Annotated in this window: 17 protein-coding genes; 11 read left to right on the forward strand and 6 right to left on the reverse strand. The window is 34.5% G+C overall.

Going from position 1 to position 17927, the window contains the following annotated elements; all coding sequences use genetic code 11:
* The first annotated feature begins 54 nt into the window (after positions 1 to 54).
* The 3 genes from EG358_RS05410 (at position 55) to EG358_RS05420 (ending at position 2736) form a co-directional block, all read left to right on the forward strand.
* Positions 55 to 1521 carry a serine hydrolase gene (locus EG358_RS05410; RefSeq protein WP_076562557.1) on the forward strand — a complete coding sequence of 489 codons (1467 nt, stop codon included), beginning with the start codon at positions 55 to 57 and terminating at the stop codon, positions 1519 to 1521.
* Between the two features lie 92 nt (positions 1522 to 1613).
* Positions 1614 to 2024: an Rrf2 family transcriptional regulator gene (locus EG358_RS05415; protein ID WP_076562555.1), complete on the forward strand. Its 411-nt coding sequence runs from the start codon at positions 1614 to 1616 to the stop codon at positions 2022 to 2024.
* 58 nt (positions 2025 to 2082) lie between these two features.
* On the forward strand, positions 2083 to 2736 hold the full coding sequence (locus EG358_RS05420) for an NAD(P)-dependent oxidoreductase (protein ID WP_076562553.1): 654 nt from the start codon (positions 2083 to 2085) through the stop codon (positions 2734 to 2736).
* Between the two features lie 131 nt (positions 2737 to 2867).
* On the opposite strand, the gene EG358_RS05425 is transcribed toward EG358_RS05420, so the two are convergent.
* Complete coding sequence (locus tag EG358_RS05425; protein WP_083677098.1) at positions 2868 to 3875, reverse strand: M23 family metallopeptidase; 1008 nt, start codon at positions 3873 to 3875, stop codon at positions 2868 to 2870.
* 223 nt (positions 3876 to 4098) lie between these two features.
* Between EG358_RS05425 and EG358_RS05430 the strand changes: the two genes are divergently transcribed.
* From EG358_RS05430 to EG358_RS05455, 6 genes are all read left to right on the forward strand, one after another.
* Positions 4099 to 5139, forward strand: a complete 1041-nt coding sequence (locus tag EG358_RS05430; RefSeq protein WP_076562551.1) for an NAD(P)H-dependent glycerol-3-phosphate dehydrogenase — start codon at positions 4099 to 4101, stop codon at positions 5137 to 5139.
* A 203-nt stretch (positions 5140 to 5342) separates the two neighbouring features.
* The gene (mqo, locus tag EG358_RS05435; RefSeq protein ID WP_076562549.1) at positions 5343 to 6848 is read left to right on the forward strand and encodes a malate dehydrogenase (quinone); all 1506 of its coding nucleotides are present in this window, start codon (positions 5343 to 5345) and stop codon (positions 6846 to 6848) included.
* Between the two features lie 83 nt (positions 6849 to 6931).
* On the forward strand, positions 6932 to 7324 hold the full coding sequence (locus tag EG358_RS05440) for a hypothetical protein (protein ID WP_076562547.1): 393 nt from the start codon (positions 6932 to 6934) through the stop codon (positions 7322 to 7324).
* A gap of 62 nt (positions 7325 to 7386) precedes the next feature.
* Positions 7387 to 8031: a DUF1684 domain-containing protein gene (locus EG358_RS05445; protein ID WP_076562545.1), complete on the forward strand. Its 645-nt coding sequence runs from the start codon at positions 7387 to 7389 to the stop codon at positions 8029 to 8031.
* A 3-nt stretch (positions 8032 to 8034) separates the two neighbouring features.
* Positions 8035 to 8520: a GNAT family N-acetyltransferase gene (locus tag EG358_RS05450; RefSeq protein ID WP_076562543.1), complete on the forward strand. Its 486-nt coding sequence runs from the start codon at positions 8035 to 8037 to the stop codon at positions 8518 to 8520.
* Between the two features lie 66 nt (positions 8521 to 8586).
* Positions 8587 to 9396: a glucose 1-dehydrogenase gene (locus EG358_RS05455; protein WP_076562541.1), complete on the forward strand. Its 810-nt coding sequence runs from the start codon at positions 8587 to 8589 to the stop codon at positions 9394 to 9396.
* A 1-nt stretch (position 9397) separates the two neighbouring features.
* Here EG358_RS05455 and recO read toward each other — a convergent pair whose 3' ends face one another.
* Genes recO through EG358_RS05475 form a run of 4 tightly spaced genes read right to left on the reverse strand, consistent with a single transcriptional unit; the run spans position 9398 to position 14046 of the window.
* Complete coding sequence (gene recO, locus EG358_RS05460) at positions 9398 to 10084, reverse strand: DNA repair protein RecO (protein WP_076562539.1); 687 nt, start codon at positions 10082 to 10084, stop codon at positions 9398 to 9400.
* Entirely contained in the window at positions 10084 to 12339 is a 2256-nt protein-coding gene (gene porZ, locus EG358_RS05465; protein WP_076562537.1) for a type IX secretion system anionic LPS delivery protein PorZ, read from the reverse strand. The genes recO and porZ overlap by 1 nt, the downstream gene beginning before the upstream one ends.
* Before the next feature lies 1 nt (position 12340).
* Positions 12341 to 13291, reverse strand: coding sequence for a bifunctional metallophosphatase/5'-nucleotidase (locus EG358_RS05470; protein ID WP_076562535.1), 951 nt, complete (start codon positions 13289 to 13291; stop codon positions 12341 to 12343).
* Positions 13291 to 14046, reverse strand: a complete 756-nt coding sequence (locus EG358_RS05475) for a 5'-nucleotidase C-terminal domain-containing protein (RefSeq protein WP_076562533.1) — start codon at positions 14044 to 14046, stop codon at positions 13291 to 13293. The genes EG358_RS05470 and EG358_RS05475 overlap by 1 nt, the downstream gene beginning before the upstream one ends.
* Before the next feature lie 106 nt (positions 14047 to 14152).
* Between EG358_RS05475 and dapA the strand changes: the two genes are divergently transcribed.
* On the forward strand, positions 14153 to 15025 hold the full coding sequence (dapA, locus tag EG358_RS05480) for a 4-hydroxy-tetrahydrodipicolinate synthase (protein WP_076562532.1): 873 nt from the start codon (positions 14153 to 14155) through the stop codon (positions 15023 to 15025).
* Between the two features lie 94 nt (positions 15026 to 15119).
* A complete protein-coding gene (locus tag EG358_RS05485) occupies positions 15120 to 15626 on the forward strand; it encodes a GNAT family N-acetyltransferase (protein WP_076562530.1) in 507 nt (168 codons plus the stop codon).
* A gap of 94 nt (positions 15627 to 15720) precedes the next feature.
* On the opposite strand, the gene recG is transcribed toward EG358_RS05485, so the two are convergent.
* A complete protein-coding gene (gene recG / locus EG358_RS05490) occupies positions 15721 to 17805 on the reverse strand; it encodes an ATP-dependent DNA helicase RecG (protein WP_076562528.1) in 2085 nt (694 codons plus the stop codon).
* Between the last annotated feature and the right edge of the window lie 122 nt (positions 17806 to 17927).

Raw genomic sequence — 17927 nt, forward strand, 5'->3', positions numbered from 1 at the left:
TTTATTTTTTGACTTAAAATCAATTTATTCTGAATCTTTGTCAAAAATAATTCAATGACACAAAAGCTCAGCATCAGTATTTTTACTCTCTTCTTTTTCTTAGGAAATATAAACGCTCAAATCGATAAAAATTCACCATTATTTTTAGAATTAAAGAAACAAGATAGTCTTTTTTTTGAACGTGGTTTCAATAATTGTGACATAGCATATCTGGAAAAATCGGTTGATGATAATCTGAAATTCTACCATGATAATGGCGGTTTTCAGGATAAAAAATTATTCTTGGAAAGAACGAAACAAAATATTTGTTCCAACCCAAATCAAAAGCCGATTCGTAAAGTTATCGAAAGCAGTCTGGAAGTTTTTCCTCTGTATAATAATGGCGAATTGTATGGTGCAATACAAACGGGAGAACATCAGTTTTTTATGCGAGAAAAAAATAAAGAAGATGTTTTAGGCGGACAAGCAAAATTCACATCGGTTTGGACAAAAAAAGACGGAAACTGGTTAATGAGTGATGTTTTGAGCTACGATCATGGCGATCCTAATAAAGCAAAAATTCCAGATAATTTGGAAAAGCTATTGAAAGATAATCATATCCCTACTTTAGGATTGGGAATTATTGAAAATGGAAAATTAACACAAATAAAAGTTTACGGAAAATTAAATGATAAAACTCCGGCATCTTACAATTCACTTTTTAATGTGGCATCTTTAACTAAACCTGTAACTGCAATGACGGTTTTACGTTTAGTAAGTCTCGGAAAATGGGATCTTGATGAGCCGCTTTACAAATATTTTACAGATCCTGATGTTGCAAAAGACCCTCGACACAAAAAATTAACAACAAGATTGGTTTTAAGCCATCAGACCGGCTTTGCAAATTGGAGGTGGGCGAATAAAGATCAAAAGCTAAGTTTTGATTTTGATCCCGGAACAAAATATCAGTATTCCGGTGAAGGTTTTGAATATCTGCGAAAAGCAATTGAAAAAAAATTCGGTAAAAGTCTGGAAGATTTAGCTAAGGAGATGGTTTTTAAACCATTAAATATGAACGATACAAGTTATATCTGGAACGATAAAAAAGATGCTGACAGAATTGTAATCGGGTATGACAAAAACGGAAAACCCTACGATATTGTAAAAAATAAAACTCCCAATGCGGCGGATGATTTGACGACTTCTGTGGAAGATTACAGTAAATTTTTGATTGCGGTAATGGATAATAAATTGCTTTCATCTAAAGTTTTTGAAGAGATGAAAAGCAAGCAGGTAGAAACTAAAAAAAACAAATATTACGGGCTCGGTTTTGAAATTTATGATTTGGGGAATAATGATATTTCACTTTCGCACACCGGTTCTGATAAAGGAGTAAACACATTTGCGATCGTTCTACCAAAGACGAAAAAAGGTCTCGTAATTTTTACAAATGTTGATGACGGCTATAAAATTTATGAAACAATCATCAATCAATACTTTGGCGATATCGGAAAAAGAATTGTTGAGATTGAAACCAAATAATCTTTCAGGTAATTAATTACAGTTAAATTAAATTTTAATTGTAATTAATTTTGTTACAATTGAAATATTTGTATCTTTGCTGAACAATTACAATGAATAATACAAGATTTGCTACGGCAATACATATCATGACGCTGTTGTCAAAATTCCCTAAGGATTGGATCACTTCTGATTGGCTTGCGGGCAGCATCAATGTAAATCCTGTAATTGTTCGTAAAGAAATTGGTGTTTTAAAAAAAGCAGGATTAATTATCAGTCGAAAAGGCAAAGAAGGAGGAAGCCAGTTAGCGAAAAATGCTTCCGAGATCAGTATTTCTGAGATTTATTCAGCGGTAAAAAACTCTGATGTTTTAGGTAAAAAAAATAACGATCCCAATCCGGCTTGTCCTGTCGGTAAAAATATAAACACCCATTTGGGGCAGCTTTTTACAGAAACAGATCTGTTGGTTTGTCAGTTTTTGGGAGATAAAACATTAAAAGAATTTACAGAACATTTCGATTAAAATTTTTTGATCTAAAATGTAATAAAATGTATTACAATTAATTTAAATAAAAAAAGGTATGAACAAAAAAGTAGCAGTAATCGGTGCAACCGGTTTTGTGGGAACACAAGTAGTAAAAGAACTGGCAAACAGAGGTTTTGAAGTAGAAGCAATCGTAAGAGACGCATCTAAAGTAAACGAAACTGAAACGGTAAAAGCAAAAAGTGTCGATGTAAATAATGTAGATGATTTAGCAGAGGCTTTGAAAGGAAATGATGCCGTTATCAACACATTCAATGCAGGCTGGACGAATCCTAATCTTTATAATGATTTCCTAAACGGATCAATCAATATAGAAAAAGCAGTTGAAAAATCGGGTGTAAAGAGATTTATAACGGTTGGTGGAGCAGGAAGTTTATTCATTGACGGAAATCAATTGGTTGACGGACCAGATTTTCCGGCAGATATCAAACCCGGAGCAACTGCAGCAAGAGATTATCTAAATAAAATCAAAGAAAATACAACTTTAGACTGGACTTTTTTCAGCCCCGCAATTGAAATGCATCCCGGAACAGCAGGAATCAGAACCGGAAAATACAGAACTGCTCTTGAAAATCCTGTATTCAATGAAGAAGGAAGAAGTGTACTTTCTGTAGAAGATGTTGCCGTGGTTTTGGTTGATGAATTAGAACAAAACAATCACATCCGTGAAAGGTTCACAGCAGCTTATTAATTATTTTAGAAGTCCCAAAGGGACGACTTACCAAAGCGTCGGATAAAATCCGATGAAAACCGATCCAACAAATAAAAAAAATTTCGGCGGCACCCAAGGTGCCGCCGAAATTTTTATCCAACTAAATTATGTTACAAATTCATAAACAACTTCGGATTCACCGGAGCATTGTTTTTGTGTACTTCATAGTGCAAATGCGGCCCTGTAGAACGCCCGGAATTTCCTGATTTTGCAATCACTTGCCCAACTTTTATTTTTTCATTGGTTTTTGCAACCAATTTTGAAAGATGACCGTAAAGTGTTGCCAATCCATTTCCGTGAGACACGATGACGCAATTTCCATAGCCGCCTTTCTGTCCGGAGAAAATTACAGTTCCGGCTGCTGTTGCGACAACGTCAGATCCGAAAGGAACGGCAATGTCTAAACCTTTGTGAAACTGCATTTGATCAGCTTCTGCAGGAGGATTATTTTTTTCTGTTGGAGCTTTAGATACCGCTACATTTTTAGTCGCTGTATGAGAAGGAGCAGCTGCACTTGCTGTCTTTGGTGTCACCATGACTTTTATTTCTCTCTTATTTCCGTAGCTGTCGGTTACTTCTATAATTTTTTCTATCGGTTCTGCTTTTACTTCCGGTTTGGGAGTTGCTGCGACGGCGCCTGGAGCAGAGGTTGCAGGTTTTACAGATGCATAAACGGTCTTAAAAGGAATTGGGTTTTTTCGGATCCCGAAGTTTGATGAAATATAGCCTTCCGTCGGCATTCCTAAAGGTATCTGCATCAGTTTTTTCTGCAAATCCATGAGATATTGGCTGTATCTGTTTGATTGTTTTGCCAGATAAATCGAGTTTGAAATACTGTCGTTATCAAGAACCATCAATTTTTCGTTCTTAATATCTTTTGATTTTAAAAAAGAATTCAGTTGAGATACCGTTTGATCTACCAAACCAAGATCTGTTTTCATTTTAAGATAATCAACGCTGTCTTTTTCTGTATTTATCTTCACCAAATTTACTTCATAGTTTTTGTCATCTTTCTCCGAAAACAATTTGGCAATGAAAATACTTTGTGCAAAAACTACCAGTGAAAGTCCTCCGATAAGAACTGTTACTTTCTTTTTGCTGCCTAAAAATTTCTTCATTTTTCTTTCTCTTAGAATTTAAAAAGGTTTTAAGGGTGCAAATTTAAGTAAAAATAAACTTTCAGGATTATTCTTAACGAAAATTTAGAAATACTTGTAATAAACGTAAAATTAAGTGTTTAATTGTATGACAATGATAAAATTTCCAAAAATGATTTATATTGGATGAGAGAAAGTTTTGATATCTTTCGGTTTTAATATATTTGCATTTCAGATTTCAATTATGGCGAAAAAGAAAACCAACTCAGATTCTTCTATTTCTAAAAAGACCAAAAATGACGTTGCGGTTGGCGTTGTAGGCAGCGGAAGTTTTGCAACGGCTATTGTAAAAATGCTTGTCGAAAACTGCAAGACAGTGCATTGGTGTGTAAGAAATGAGTTTGTAAAAGGAGCAATCGAACTGCGCGGTCACAACCCGACTTATCTTACAGCAGTTAATTTTAATCTTAAAAATTTAAAACTGACGACCGATGTCAACGAGTTGGTTACAGCTTGTGATGTTGTTGTTTTGGCGACTCCATCTATTTATCTTTCAGATACTTTAGATAAAATGACATGCGAATACAAAGACAAAATTTTTGTCTCAGCCATTAAAGGGATTATTCCTAAAGTGAATGATGTGGTTGCCCATTACTTGAAAGAAGAATTTCAGATAGGATTTAGAAATCAGGCAGTTATTGCCGGACCTTGTCACGCTGAAGAAGTCGCAATGGAAAGGCTTTCTTATCTTACCGTGGCCACCGTTGAAGATGAAACTTCTCAAAAACTGGTTAATATTTTCAATTCAGATTTTATTAAGGTAAATTCAAGTAAAGATATTTTAGGAAACGAATACAGTGCTATTCTGAAAAATATTTTTGCGATCGGAGCTGGTATTGCAAGCGGTTTGGGTTACGGAGATAACTTTACAGCTGTTTTTGTATCAAATGCGATTCGTGAGATGGAAACTTTTCTTGAAGCGATTTATGAAGCACCGAGAGATGTTAACGAAAGTGCTTATTTGGGAGATTTACTGGTTACAGCATATTCATTGTTTTCAAGAAACCGAAATTTAGGAAACCTTATCGGAAAAGGATACACGGTGAAATCTGCAATTCAGTCGATGAACATGGTTGCTGAAGGATATTACGCTGCAGATTCTATTTACAAGACAGCAAAACAGAAAAAACTGGAGTTACCAATTATTGATACTATTTATGCGATTTTATATGAAGGTAAAAACGCTGAAAAACAGTTTAAAAAATTAACGGCAAAATTGAATTAGGATCAATTTCATTTTAAAAAATATAAGACATCGGTGATATTCATTGATGTTTTTTTATTAAATATATCATCTCTATGATTTGAAATGATAATTTCCATCATCATTATTCGGTTGATAATAATTTTATTTTTGTGACTGAATTAAATAGTGAAATCTTATTTTAATATAAAACTTTTCCCGAAATTCGTATTAAAATTCACACAATGCCACATACAATTACAAACAGAACACCCAAGCCAAAATACGATGTAGTATTAATCGGCGGCGGAATTATGAGCGTAACGCTAGCAACTTTACTTCACGAATTTGATCCCAATTTAGATATTGCTATTTTTGAAAGACTGGGAAGGTTTGCCAAAGAAAGTACCGCTGCATGGAACAATGCGGGAACAGGGCATTCTGCATTCTGTGAACTCAATTATACACCCGAAAATGAAGATGGAAGTATAGATATTTCAAAAGCTGAAAAAATTGCAGAACAGTTTGAAATTTCAAAGCAGTTCTGGTCTTATTTGGTTGACAAAAAATACATTCAGAATCCTCAGGAGTTTATCAATTCTTGTGCGCACATGAGTTTGGTTTTTGGGGAGAAAGATGCAGAATACCTTCGCAAAAGACATGACGCACTCATCAATTCGCCTTTGTTTTCGGAAATGGAATTTTCTACCGATCATGATACATTGAGAGAATGGATTCCTTTGGTGATGAGCAAAAGAAATCAGTCTGAAGTTTTAGCAGCTACAAAAATGGATCTCGGAACCGATGTAAATTTTGGTAGTCTTACCCGAAAAATGGGTCGACATTTGGTAGAAGATTCTCATGTGGAAGTTTTCTTATATCATGAAGTGAAAGACGTCGATCCCAGAGAAGATGGAAAGTGGGAAATGAAAGTAAAAGACCGCATCAAAAGTCATAAACAGGAAGTTGTTGCAGATTTTGTTTTTATAGGAGCAGGAGGTTACGCATTACCATTACTCGATAGCTCAGATATTAAAGAAAGTGAAGGATACGGAGGCTTTCCTGTCTCCGGACAGTGGCTGGTTACCCATAATCAGGAATTAGTAGCACAACATCAGGCAAAAGTTTATACGCAGGCAACAGTTGATGCACCTCCAATGTCTGTTCCGCATTTAGATTTAAGAATAATTGATGGTAAGAAAGCATTACTTTTCGGGCCTTTTGCAGGATTTTCAACGAAATTTTTGAAAGAAGGAAGCTATCTCGATTTACCGGAAAGTGTCAATACAAAAAATCTTCGCTCATTATTCGGAGCTTGGTGGCATAATCTTCCTTTAACAAAATATCTGGTTCAGCAGGTTGCGATGACGAAAGCTCAGAGGATACAGCATTTAAGAGAGTTTATAAAAGATGCAAATGAAGAAGACTGGGAATTGAAAGTTGCCGGACAACGGGTGCAAATCATTAAAAAAGACGATAAATTAGGCGGTAAATTAGAATTCGGAACCGAGGTTGTCGTTAATGATAAAGGAACTATTGCTTCCCTTTTGGGAGCTTCTCCGGGAGCATCAACTGCAGTTTTTGCTATGCTAAATGTTTTAGAAAAATGTTTTCCTGAAAAACTTAAAGGAGAATGGAGAGATAAATTAATGGAAATGATTCCTTCATACGGACAAAAATTATCCGAAAATCCTGAATTGGCAAAAAAAACCAGAGCGTACAGCAAAGAAAAATTGGAGCTTAAGCATTAAATATAAGCAATAAGTAATGGGTAATAAGTAATTTTGCAAGGTTACTTATTACTCATTATCTATTAACAATTACTCATATCAAGATGGAAGTTATCTCAAAACCGATTGTTGCAAAGGAAATCCTTGAATCTCTTCAGACCAAAATTGAAGAAGAAAAGCAGGTGATCGTACATTGCTGCTTTCCGGCATCACCGTTTTTGGGAAATTTAATCAGAATTTGGAACACGACTTACCTTGTAGATAACACTTCCAGCCACAAAAGCAAATTGATACACGCAGAAAATATTACTATTTATCCCAATTGGACAGTCGTTCCATTTATGAAAGATTTTTGGTTTACATTGGTTTTTTCAGGTTTGCCAAAAGATTGCACAAGTTTTGATTTTAAAGAAATAATTCCCGAAGAAGGAGGTTTTTTTGTGAAATCAATTAAAAGAAATTCATCTGATATTTACCGTATTAAAATTTCAGAATAAAAATTTCTGTCCGAATGAAATGAAGTGTAATGATCAATCTTTACCAATTTAATTAAACTAAAATGAAGAAAATTATATTGCTCTTGTTCGCTGTTATTCCTCTTTTAATGTTTTCTCAGAAAATGAAAACAAACAATTCTTTGAGAAACAATTCAACGGAAATTAAAGAAATCAAAAAGTTTCAATCAGATTTAAATAAAGAATACCTCAACAAAAAAGAAACGCCATTGCGAGGCGATAATTTTGAAAACTTCAAAGCACATCCTTTCTTTCCGATTGATTTGAAATACCGTGTAACTGCCGGTTTTGTTAAAAATGAAAATCCTGAACCCTTCGATCTGCCGACTTCTTCAGGAAAATCAAAATCATATCAGGAATTTGGAAAAGCCCACTTTACAATTGACGGAAAATCTTATACTTTGACCATTTATCAAAGTTTAGATCTGATGAAAATGGAAAAATATAAAGATTATCTTTTCTTACCTTTCCGTGACGAAACCAGTCAGAAAGAAACTTATGGCGGCGGTAAATATATGGATTTAAAGATTCCGAAAGGAAATACGATTGTCCTAGATTTCAACCAATCTTATCAGCCATTTTGCGCATACAACGCTTATGATTACAATTGTCCGATCGTTCCCGAAGAAAATAAACTGCTTGTAGAGATAAGAGCGGGAGTAATGTATAACGATATTTATCACCACTAAACTATGGTCGACTTACAATTTTTTGAACCGAAAGATTTACCTGAATTAAATTATGAACTTGATGAAATTCAGGCGCAGTTTTCAGCTTTACCCAAACAGGCATTAGAAAGAATTGAGGCAAGAAATCAAAATGATGATTTTTTTGCCTATCCAATTACGATTTTCTATGACGAAAAGGTGGCTGGCTTCTGTGTCTTAGATTTTGGAGATGATAAATTGGCACTTACCGATAATGCTGATTCGGTTTTGCTTCGATCATTGTCTATAAATCCTGAATTTCAGGGGAATGGAATTGGTAAATCTGTGATGATTGTATTGGATCATTTTATTAAAGAACATTTTAAGGACTGCAATGAAATTGTTTTATCAGTTAATGAGAGAAATGATCTTGCTTTTCAGATTTATCTAAAAACAGGATATATTTTTGAGGGTAAAAAGATCGAAGGGAGGAGCGGTCCCCAGTTTGTAATGTTTAAAATTTTAGATTAATTTAAAATATAATCTTCAGTTTGGCGTGATACTTTCAATTGATTTTAGACATCATTAAATCAAAATATGGAAGTTTCATTAAAAAATCAGGTTGCCATCATCACAGGCGCTTCAAGCGGAATCGGAACCGGAATTGCAAAATCTATCGCTTCGGCCGGAGCTACAGTAATTATCAATCATTCATCTGAAAAATCTAAAGATGAGGCTCAAAAAGTTTTAGACGAGATTCAAAAAAACGGCGGAAACGGAATGGTTTATCTTTGTGATGTTTCTAAAGAAGATCAGGTGATAAAGATGTTTGCAGACGTAATTTTAGAATACGGAACCGTTGATATTCTGGTTAATAATGCCGGCATTCAAAAAGATGCTAAATTTATCGATATGACTTTGGAAGATTGGGACACCGTAATGGGCGTGAATCTTAGAGGCCAGTTTTTATGTTCCAGAGAAGCTATTAAAGAATTTCTTCGCCGTGGAATAGATACAAAACGTTCAGTTGCCTGCGGCAAAATCATCCACATCAGTTCGGTACATGAAATTATTCCTTGGGCAGGCCATGCAAATTATGCAGCAAGTAAAGGTGCTATAAAAATGTTGATGCAAACTTTGGCTCAGGAGCATGGTGCGGATAAAATCCGGGTAAATTCAATTTGTCCTGGAGCTATTCAGACACCAATTAATAAAGATGCGTGGGAAACTCCGGAAGCAATGAATGATTTGATGAAGCTTATTCCATACAACAGAATTGGTCAGCCTGAAGATGTAGGGAATTTGGCCGCATTTTTAGCCAGCGATTTGGCTGATTATATTTCTGGAACCAGTATTTTCATAGACGGTGGAATGACCAGTCTTGAAAGCTTCTCAAACGGTGGATAATTTATTCGAAAATCTGCTGAATAATTTCGAGTGAATTAGGTGTTTTAAAATCGGTAATATGGTAATGATAATAAATAAGCAGGCTGTCTAAAAACTTTTTCCTTAAAACTTGCGGAATCTTTATTTCATAAGGATCATTAGAGGATAAAATTAATTTCCATAAAAGAGAGTTCTCACTGTCAAAAAAATGGTGTGTTCCAACATTTGAGAAAGTTCCTGTTTCGGGATCAAGATAGTTTCCTTCTCCTAAAAGTGGTGCAACTCCCTGAATTTTTAAGATCTTAATGAGAAGAATAAGATGAGAACGGTAATTTTGCCGGCTGAGCTCAAGGATAAATTCATCAATGGTATGAAAGATGATCTGATTTTTATTTTCGTTTCTTAAAATTTGATTCAAAAAATCTGCAATAAAAAATATAACCGTATTGGCTTTAATGTCGGTGTAAACATCATTTATTTCTACAATTTCAAATCTAGATATCGTTTGAATTCCACTGCTTTTTCCAGCGCTGACAGAAAAATTAAGCTTATTTAAAGGAAGCAAAAATGCTTTCTTCTTATTCTTTTTACTGTAAATCCCTTTTAAAAAATAGGTCTGAAAACCATCCTCTTCGGTGAAACAATGGAGAACGGCATCGTTTTCTCCATATTTTATATAAGAAAGTAAAAATCCGCTTTGTAAAATCATTAATTGACTACCGCTATTTTTGCTGTAGCTTTATCTGAACCATCTTCGTTGGTCATCAAAACAAAATAAATTCCCGAAGCCACTCTTTTGCCTTTTTGGTTATTAAGATTCCATTCGTAATATCCTGTTCTTGCAATGGCAGAATGTACTAAGTTTCCTGCAGCATCGGTAATTCTGATATTAGTTTTTTCAGCTAATCCTTTAATAGTTACATTTCCTTTAAATTGGGAATACACAACCGGATTAGGATAAACGAGAACATTCCCAAAATCTGAAGTCACGTCTGCAACATCACCCTGATAGGTAACAATTCCATCAAAGGTTACAAAATAAACTTTGCCGGTTTTTTTATCAACTTTAATATCTGTAATGGTATTCGTTGGAAGTGGAGAATTATCTTTATTGAAAAATTTTATAGTTTTTTCTCCGTTAGCAGATAAGTAATAAACACCTCCATCTTCTACAGATACCCATTTTTGGTTTCCGCCATCAACTTCGATATGCAAAATCGTAGCATCTCTGAAAAGTTCTTCGGCAAGTCCACCTTGCTCAATGACGATAGGTTCAAATTGAGGATCATTCTTTATTTCGGTTGCTGCATTTGGGAGAATTCTTATTCCTCCTTCTGTACCGATCCACGCATCCCCTGATTTATCCATTGCAAAAGAAATTGTATTTGCCGGAAAGCCGTTTGATTGGTCTAAATAATATTGTGTGTCGTCTGAAAAGCTAGCTGTTTTCTTTGTATCATAAGCCAAAAAATTGACTGTTCTAGGAATTGGTATCCACAATAAGTCATTACTGAAGACAGGAAATTGAATACCAGTACTCACATTCAAATCTCTTATAATGAAATCATCGGTAGCTCTGTCATATAATGCAAGAGAAGATTTAGTTGCTATACCAGTAAAAGCTATAGTTGCAAAAATATTATTCTGATCATCTGAAGTAAAACCAACCGGACGGTTTATATATTGGCTATCTGCACCAACTAAATATCTTTTAGAAAATTCAAAGTCTTTTGAGCCAGAATTGTATTTCATTTTATAAATACCATATCCTGTAGGAGAAAAATAATTGGTGAAAAACACTTCATTTGTATTGGCAGGATCTGGAAATACATCTACAATATTAAATTCTGTCGTGCTTCCTATAAAATAAGACGAGTAGACCCACTCTGTTCCGGTAAAATAATAAAATCCTGGATTTTTCGGATTAAACTGAGCATCATTATATCCATTTGCTCTAATTCCTGTTGATACTAAAAGCTGATTGTCATTAAACAATCTTATTTTATAAGAATCATTAAAGTAAGGGCCATCTGGTTTGTATGAAATATTATCATCGGTTTTAACTCCGGATACTTTAGTTCCGCAATATACTTTAGAGCCGATTGTTGTTGCTGTATTGCAAGCTTCTCCTACACTTGTGCTGCCAGCGAAATTCCCATTCGTGTTATACGTGTAAATTCTGCTACCATCTGTAATAATAATATTATTTGAATTTACAACGACATCATTTATACCTCCAAAAGTTTGCGCAAGAGGAGTTGAAGTTCCGTTATTGTAAATATAAGTAGCTGTTGCAGATGAAAAAGCTAAAGCTGATTCAGAATCGATATCTGTAAAGTTTCCTGCCAGTTCGGTTGTCCAGGTTGAAAAAACAGGAAAAGTTGTATTAAGTTCATGAGTTTTTAAGCCTGTATTTGTAACGGAAAAAACTTTATTTCCCAAAATAGTCGCCTCATTACTTGCTTGAAAAACGCCTCCGGTGATAAAGAATGCAGAATCTCCAAATTCTTTCTTTTTTAAATCAAAAATAGATACACCATAACCTACAGAAACCGTTGCACGGTCTCCGGTAATTGAGATATGATTAACCTTTTTGCTTCCGTTGTATCCTGTTGCAATTGGGATGTCTACAACATACGTTATGCCTTGTGGAGTAATAACGTCTAATGCTCCGTTCTGGTAACCTACCAAGCCTATTTTCGTCTGCGGATTATAATCAAAAGCAGAAATTTTCACATCATGAAGTCCATTGGCTTTAGATAGTTTGGTGATTTCCCCTGTTGAAATTGTATAATAAAAAATCCCGTTTTCTGTGGCGGCAAAGATTTTTCCGTTATCTTCTTTCATCGCCAAAACATTGTTGTAGGAAAACAAGTCAGACCATTTTTTTGAAGAAATATTCTGCGCATTTACAAACTGCAACGATGCGAAAATACCAAAAGAAAGTAATGAGATTTTTTTCATATTATACTGTTATACTGCTGTCGATTGCCTGATTATTCCAGGAAATCTGTTTTACATTTTTGTCTGAATCAAAAAAGAAATCTATTCTGCCTAAAAGAAGACCCGCCCAACCTACTTGGTTTACTAAAACATTTTTTCCTTGTCTGTTTTTAAAAGTCTGGGGCTCCGGTAAAAAAGTGTGGGTGTGACCACCCAAAATTAAGTCAATATTTTCTGTTTTTGAAGCTAAAATTTTATCGTTTATTTTTTCAGGATCGTCTTTGTAGTCATATCCGATGTGAGAAAGGCAAATCACAAGGTCACACTTTTTCTCATTTTTCAGGAAATTAGAATAATGCTGAGCCACATCAATCGGGTCAGACCAAACGGTTTCTCCATATTGTTTTTTGCCGACTAATCCATCCAGTTGAATTCCTACGCCAAAAATTCCAACCTTAATGCCGTTCTTGTTGAATATTTTATACTGCGAAGTTTTTCCGTCGAGAATTGTGTTTTTAAAATCATAATTCGAACAGATAAATGGAAATTTTGCGTTAGGCAAAACCTTTAAAAATCCATCTAAACCATTATCGAAATCATGATTTCCCATCGTTGACGCATCATACTTCATCATCGACATCAGCTTAAACTCCAGTTCACCACCAAAAAAATTAAAATAAGGCGTTCCCTGAAAAATATCTCCGGAATCCAGCAGCAAAAGATTATTTTCTTCGCTTCTTATTTTTTGTATTAAACTTGCTCTTCTCGCAAAACCACCCTGATTAGGGTTTTTGGTATAGCTTTCGTCAAAAGGTTCAATTCTGCTGTGTTGATCGTTGGTGTGAAGAATTGTTAATTTATGGGCAGATTTGAAAGAATTTAAACTTAATTCTTCCGCCATCATCAAATTGGGAGCTAAAGTCATCGCTAAAGTTCCGCCACCTATTGTTTTTAAAAAACTCTTTCTGTTCATTATTTCTTCCCAATAAAATTTAAACGAATATCTTCCTTCGGATTGATCTCAGCATTTTTCTTAAAATAATCGATAAATAAATCTCTCAATTTAATTCCTGTAGGAATCGATTCTCCTTTGCTGAAAAACTTCATATTATCACCACCCAAAGCCAGATAATCAGAAGTAGCGATATAATAATCCTGAGTTGGATTTACCTCTTTCCCATTAATCAAAGTTTTGGTTAATTGTCCGTTGTTGGTTTCGATATATAAATGAGAAACAGGATTATTTACCTGAGTTTTTGCATAATAATTAAACAATCCCTGCAAATCTGAACCTTTCATTTTTACAATGATCACTTCATTTTCAAAAGGCATAACTTCAAAAACATTTTTCAGAAGAACATCGCCTTTCCCGATCGTAGTACGTATTCCCCCGATATTGATTAGGGCAGCGTCTACGTTTTTATTAAGATTTGTTTTAACCCAAACATCGGCTCCGTCAAAGGTATAATCTGCTAAAAGATTTCCCAGATTGCTGTTGTCTCCTTCTTTAGTTAAATCTACTTGGGTATAAGAGATTTTTTGATTCATCTCTTTGTTGAGTTTCTCTGTATAAGGCTCGATAAATTTCGCAAAATCTTCATCGTCCTTCAAGTCTTTATTAACAGAAATATTCTTTTGTGTCTGCACATTGGCAACCTGCAACGATGTCGTTTTACAGGCCGTGAGAGAAAAAAAGGCAATTCCTAATAACAAGAATTTATTTTGCATAATATCTTTAGTATATGCAAATATAATTATATGTATAATAAAACAGGATTAAATATTGTAAATTCTTGTATGAAATTATTAAATTTGGAGAAAATAATTCGAACAGATGAGCATTTTAAAAGGAGTAGGTGTTGCTTTGGTAACACCCTTTAATGAAGATTTATCCGTAGATTTCGAAAGTTTGACAAAACTTGTTGAGTTTAATATCGAAAACGGAACCAACTATTTGGTAGTATTGGGAACTACAGCGGAAGCGGCTACACTTTCTTCAGACGAGAAGAAACAGGTAGTTGAGCATATCATTAAGGTGAATAATAAACGTCTTCCTTTGGTTTTAGGAATTGGCGGAAACAATACTCTTGAAGTCAAACAGCAAATCGAAGAAACCGATTTATCAGATTTCACGGCAGTTTTATCGGTGTCTCCTTATTATAATAAACCAAATCAGGAAGGGCTTTATCAGCATTATAAAATGTTGGCTTCTACCGGAAAGAATATTATCATTTATAACGTTCCTTCACGAACAGGACAAAATGTAGAAGCAGAAACTACTTTGCGTTTGGCAAATGAATTCCCGAATTTATTCTTAATTAAAGAAGCTGCACCAAATATTCTTCAGTATTTTGATATTTTGAGAAAAAAACCTGAAGGATTTAACTTAGTTTCTGGAGATGATGAATACACACTTCCTGTAACTTTAGCAGGTGGAAACGGTGTGATTTCTGTAATCGGACAAGGTTATCCGAAAGAATTTTCTACAATGGTTCAGCTGGCTTTTGATGGGAAAGTAAAAGAAGCGTACGAAATTCATAACAAACTTGTTGACATTACAAGACTTATTTTTGCAGAAGGAAATCCTTGCGGAATTAAAGTTGTTTTAGCAGAAAAAGGAATTATCAAAAACTATTTGAGACTTCCATTGGTTGCTGCTTCAGAAGGACTTTATGCGAAAATAAAAGCTGAAATGGCGAAAATTTAAGAGGGTGAATTGTCAACAGTCAATTGTGAATTCTTAAACTATAAATATTTAAAGTGAAAAGTGTAGTGCTTTTCACTTTTTTAATTAGAATATTATGAAATTAATTAAAGCAACAGAAAAAGATATTCCGCTGATTCGGGATTTGGCAAAAAGATCGTGGGAAAATGCTTACGCAGAAATTCTTTCAAAAGAACAGATGGAATATATGCTCAATACGATGTATTCTGAAGATGAAATTTCAGCACACCTGAAAAGCCCAAATTATCATTATTTCCTGGTTTTTGATGAAAATTCAAATGTATTCGATGGGTTTTTAGGCTATGAAAATCATTATGAAAATCAAACCACAAAACTTCACCGTATTTATCTGGTTCCTGAAAGTAAAGGAAAAGGTTTAGGTAAAAAAACGCTTGAGTTTTTAAATGAAAAAACTTTAGAAAGTGGTGACAACAGAATTATTCTCAACGTCAATAAACATAATTCAGCGAAGAAATTCTATGAAGCTCAAGGCTATAAAGTTTACGATGAAGGTGTTTTTGATATCGGGAATGGGTATGTAATGGATGATTTTTTAATGGAAAAAATTATAAAAGTATTTTAAATAAACAACTTGTTTGTCATGCTGGAAGCATCTAGGTAAAATAAATTAGATTCTTACGAAGTGACAAACGTTGTATTATTTTCTAAAAAAGTTATTAAGAGATTTTACTCCACTTATTTTTTCCTTTATAATATTGAAGATAGTAATTTTTGATAATCTGATGTTCTGGTCTTGAAAGTAATGGGTCTTTTTCCAGGATCTTTTCAACCATATTTTTAGTGTTTTTAATGATGGCTGAGTCGTTCACTAAATCGAGTCTTTTAAAATCGACAACACCGCTTTGTTGAGTCCCCAAAATATCACCGGGACCACGCAACTGCATATCAACTTCAGAAATTTTAAAACCATCATTGGTTTCTGTCATTGTTTTGATTCTCGTTCGGCTTTCGGTAGACATTTTATCCGAAGTCATCAAGATACAATAGCTTTGTTCGGCTCCTCTTCCGACTCTTCCACGAAGCTGATGAAGCTGAGAAAGGCCAAATCTTTCGGCACTTTCAATCACCATAACCGAAGCGTTAGGCACATTGACCCCAACTTCAATTACCGTTGTAGCAACCATAATCTGCGATTTTCCTGAAGCAAAATAATTCATGGCAGCGTCTTTTTCATCAGGTTTCATTTTCCCGTGAAGCATTGTTACGTTGTAATGGGCAAAATTATCCATAACATGCTCCAAACCTTCCATCAGGTTTTTATAATCTAAAGTTTCAGATTCTTCAATCAAGGGATAAACAAAATAAATCTGTCTTCCTTTGCGGATTTCTTCATGACAGAAATGATAAACATAAGTTCTGTCTTTTTCTCTTCGATGAGCGGTAATAATCGCTTTTCTTCCAACCGGCATTTCATCAATCACAGAAACGTCGAGATCCGAATAAAAACTCATTGCCAAAGTTCTCGGAATCGGAGTTGCGGTCATCACCAAAATATGTGGCGGAATCTTATTTTTTGCCCAAAGTTTAGCTCTTTGAGCGACACCAAATCGATGTTGCTCATCAATAATTGCCAACCCAAGGTTTTTAAATTTCACTTTGTCTTCCAAAACAGCGTGAGTCCCCACCAAAATCGAAAGTTCGCCATTTTCAAGCTCTTCATGAATGATCTTTCTTGCGGAAGCTTTTACCGAACCAGTGAGCAGATTGACTTTAATTTCGGTGTCTTTCAGCAAGTCTTTAATGCCGTTGTAATGTTGTTGTGCAAGAATTTCAGTCGGTGCCATCAAACAGCTTTGAAAACCGTTGTCTAAAGCAATGAGCATCGTTAATAAAGCAACCATCGTTTTTCCTGAACCTACATCACCCTGTAAAAGACGATTCATCTGAATGGGCTTTTTCATATCCATTCTGATTTCTTTTAAAACTCTTTTTTGAGCATTCGTCAGTTCAAACGGAAGATGATTTTCATAAAATCCTGTAAAATAATCGCCAACAATCGGAAACGGGTTTCCTTGTGACTTTGTTTTGTGATGTGCTTTTTTTAAGCCGAAACCTAATTGAAAAAAAAACGATTCTTCAAATTTTAATCTAAAATTTGCTTTCTCAAAATACGCTAGGTTTTCCGGGAAATGAATATTTAAATAAGTCTGTTGCCTTGATAGAAATTTCATCGAACCAATCAAATATTCCGGAAGATTTTCCTGAATAAGATTCGGAATTTCTTTACAGATGTTTCTCAGAATTACCTGAAAGAATTTTTGATTTAAACCTCTTTTGGTCAATTTTTCAGAACTTGGATAAATAGGTCTTAATCTATTGTCTTTTTCTTTGTTTTCATCTAATTCAATTTCGGGATGTGGCATCGAAAATTGATTGTTGAATGCATTGATCTTTCCAAAAATAAAAACCTCTCTATTGACGGGAAGCTGTTCTTTCAACCATTTTGAGTATTGAAACCAAACCAGATCCATACTTCCGGTATCGTCATTAAATTTGGCTGTAAGTCTTTTTACTTTTCCGGTAAGAATTTCCTGAACGTTGCTTATTTTTCCTTTCAGCTGAATTTCAAGATTGCTTTCCTGAAGCTGAGCGGTTTTGTACACTTTATTTTTGTCGATGTAGCGAATAGGATAAAATTGTAAAAGATCTTCCACCGTAGAAATGCCCAACACATTTTTGATGAGTTTGGCTCTTTCAGGACCGATTCCTTTGACGAATTCTATAGATGTTTCTAAAGTCATTTTCCTGCTTTCGAGATGTCGCTTTCGAGTTTATTATCCGTGTTTTGAATGAAAAAATAAAAGCTCGAATTTCGGTAAAATAAAAAAGACTTCCAAAAAAATGGAAGCCTTAATTCTATATT

It is taken from the genome of Chryseobacterium indoltheticum (assembly GCF_003815915.1).
Taxonomy (GTDB): domain Bacteria; phylum Bacteroidota; class Bacteroidia; order Flavobacteriales; family Weeksellaceae; genus Chryseobacterium; species Chryseobacterium indoltheticum.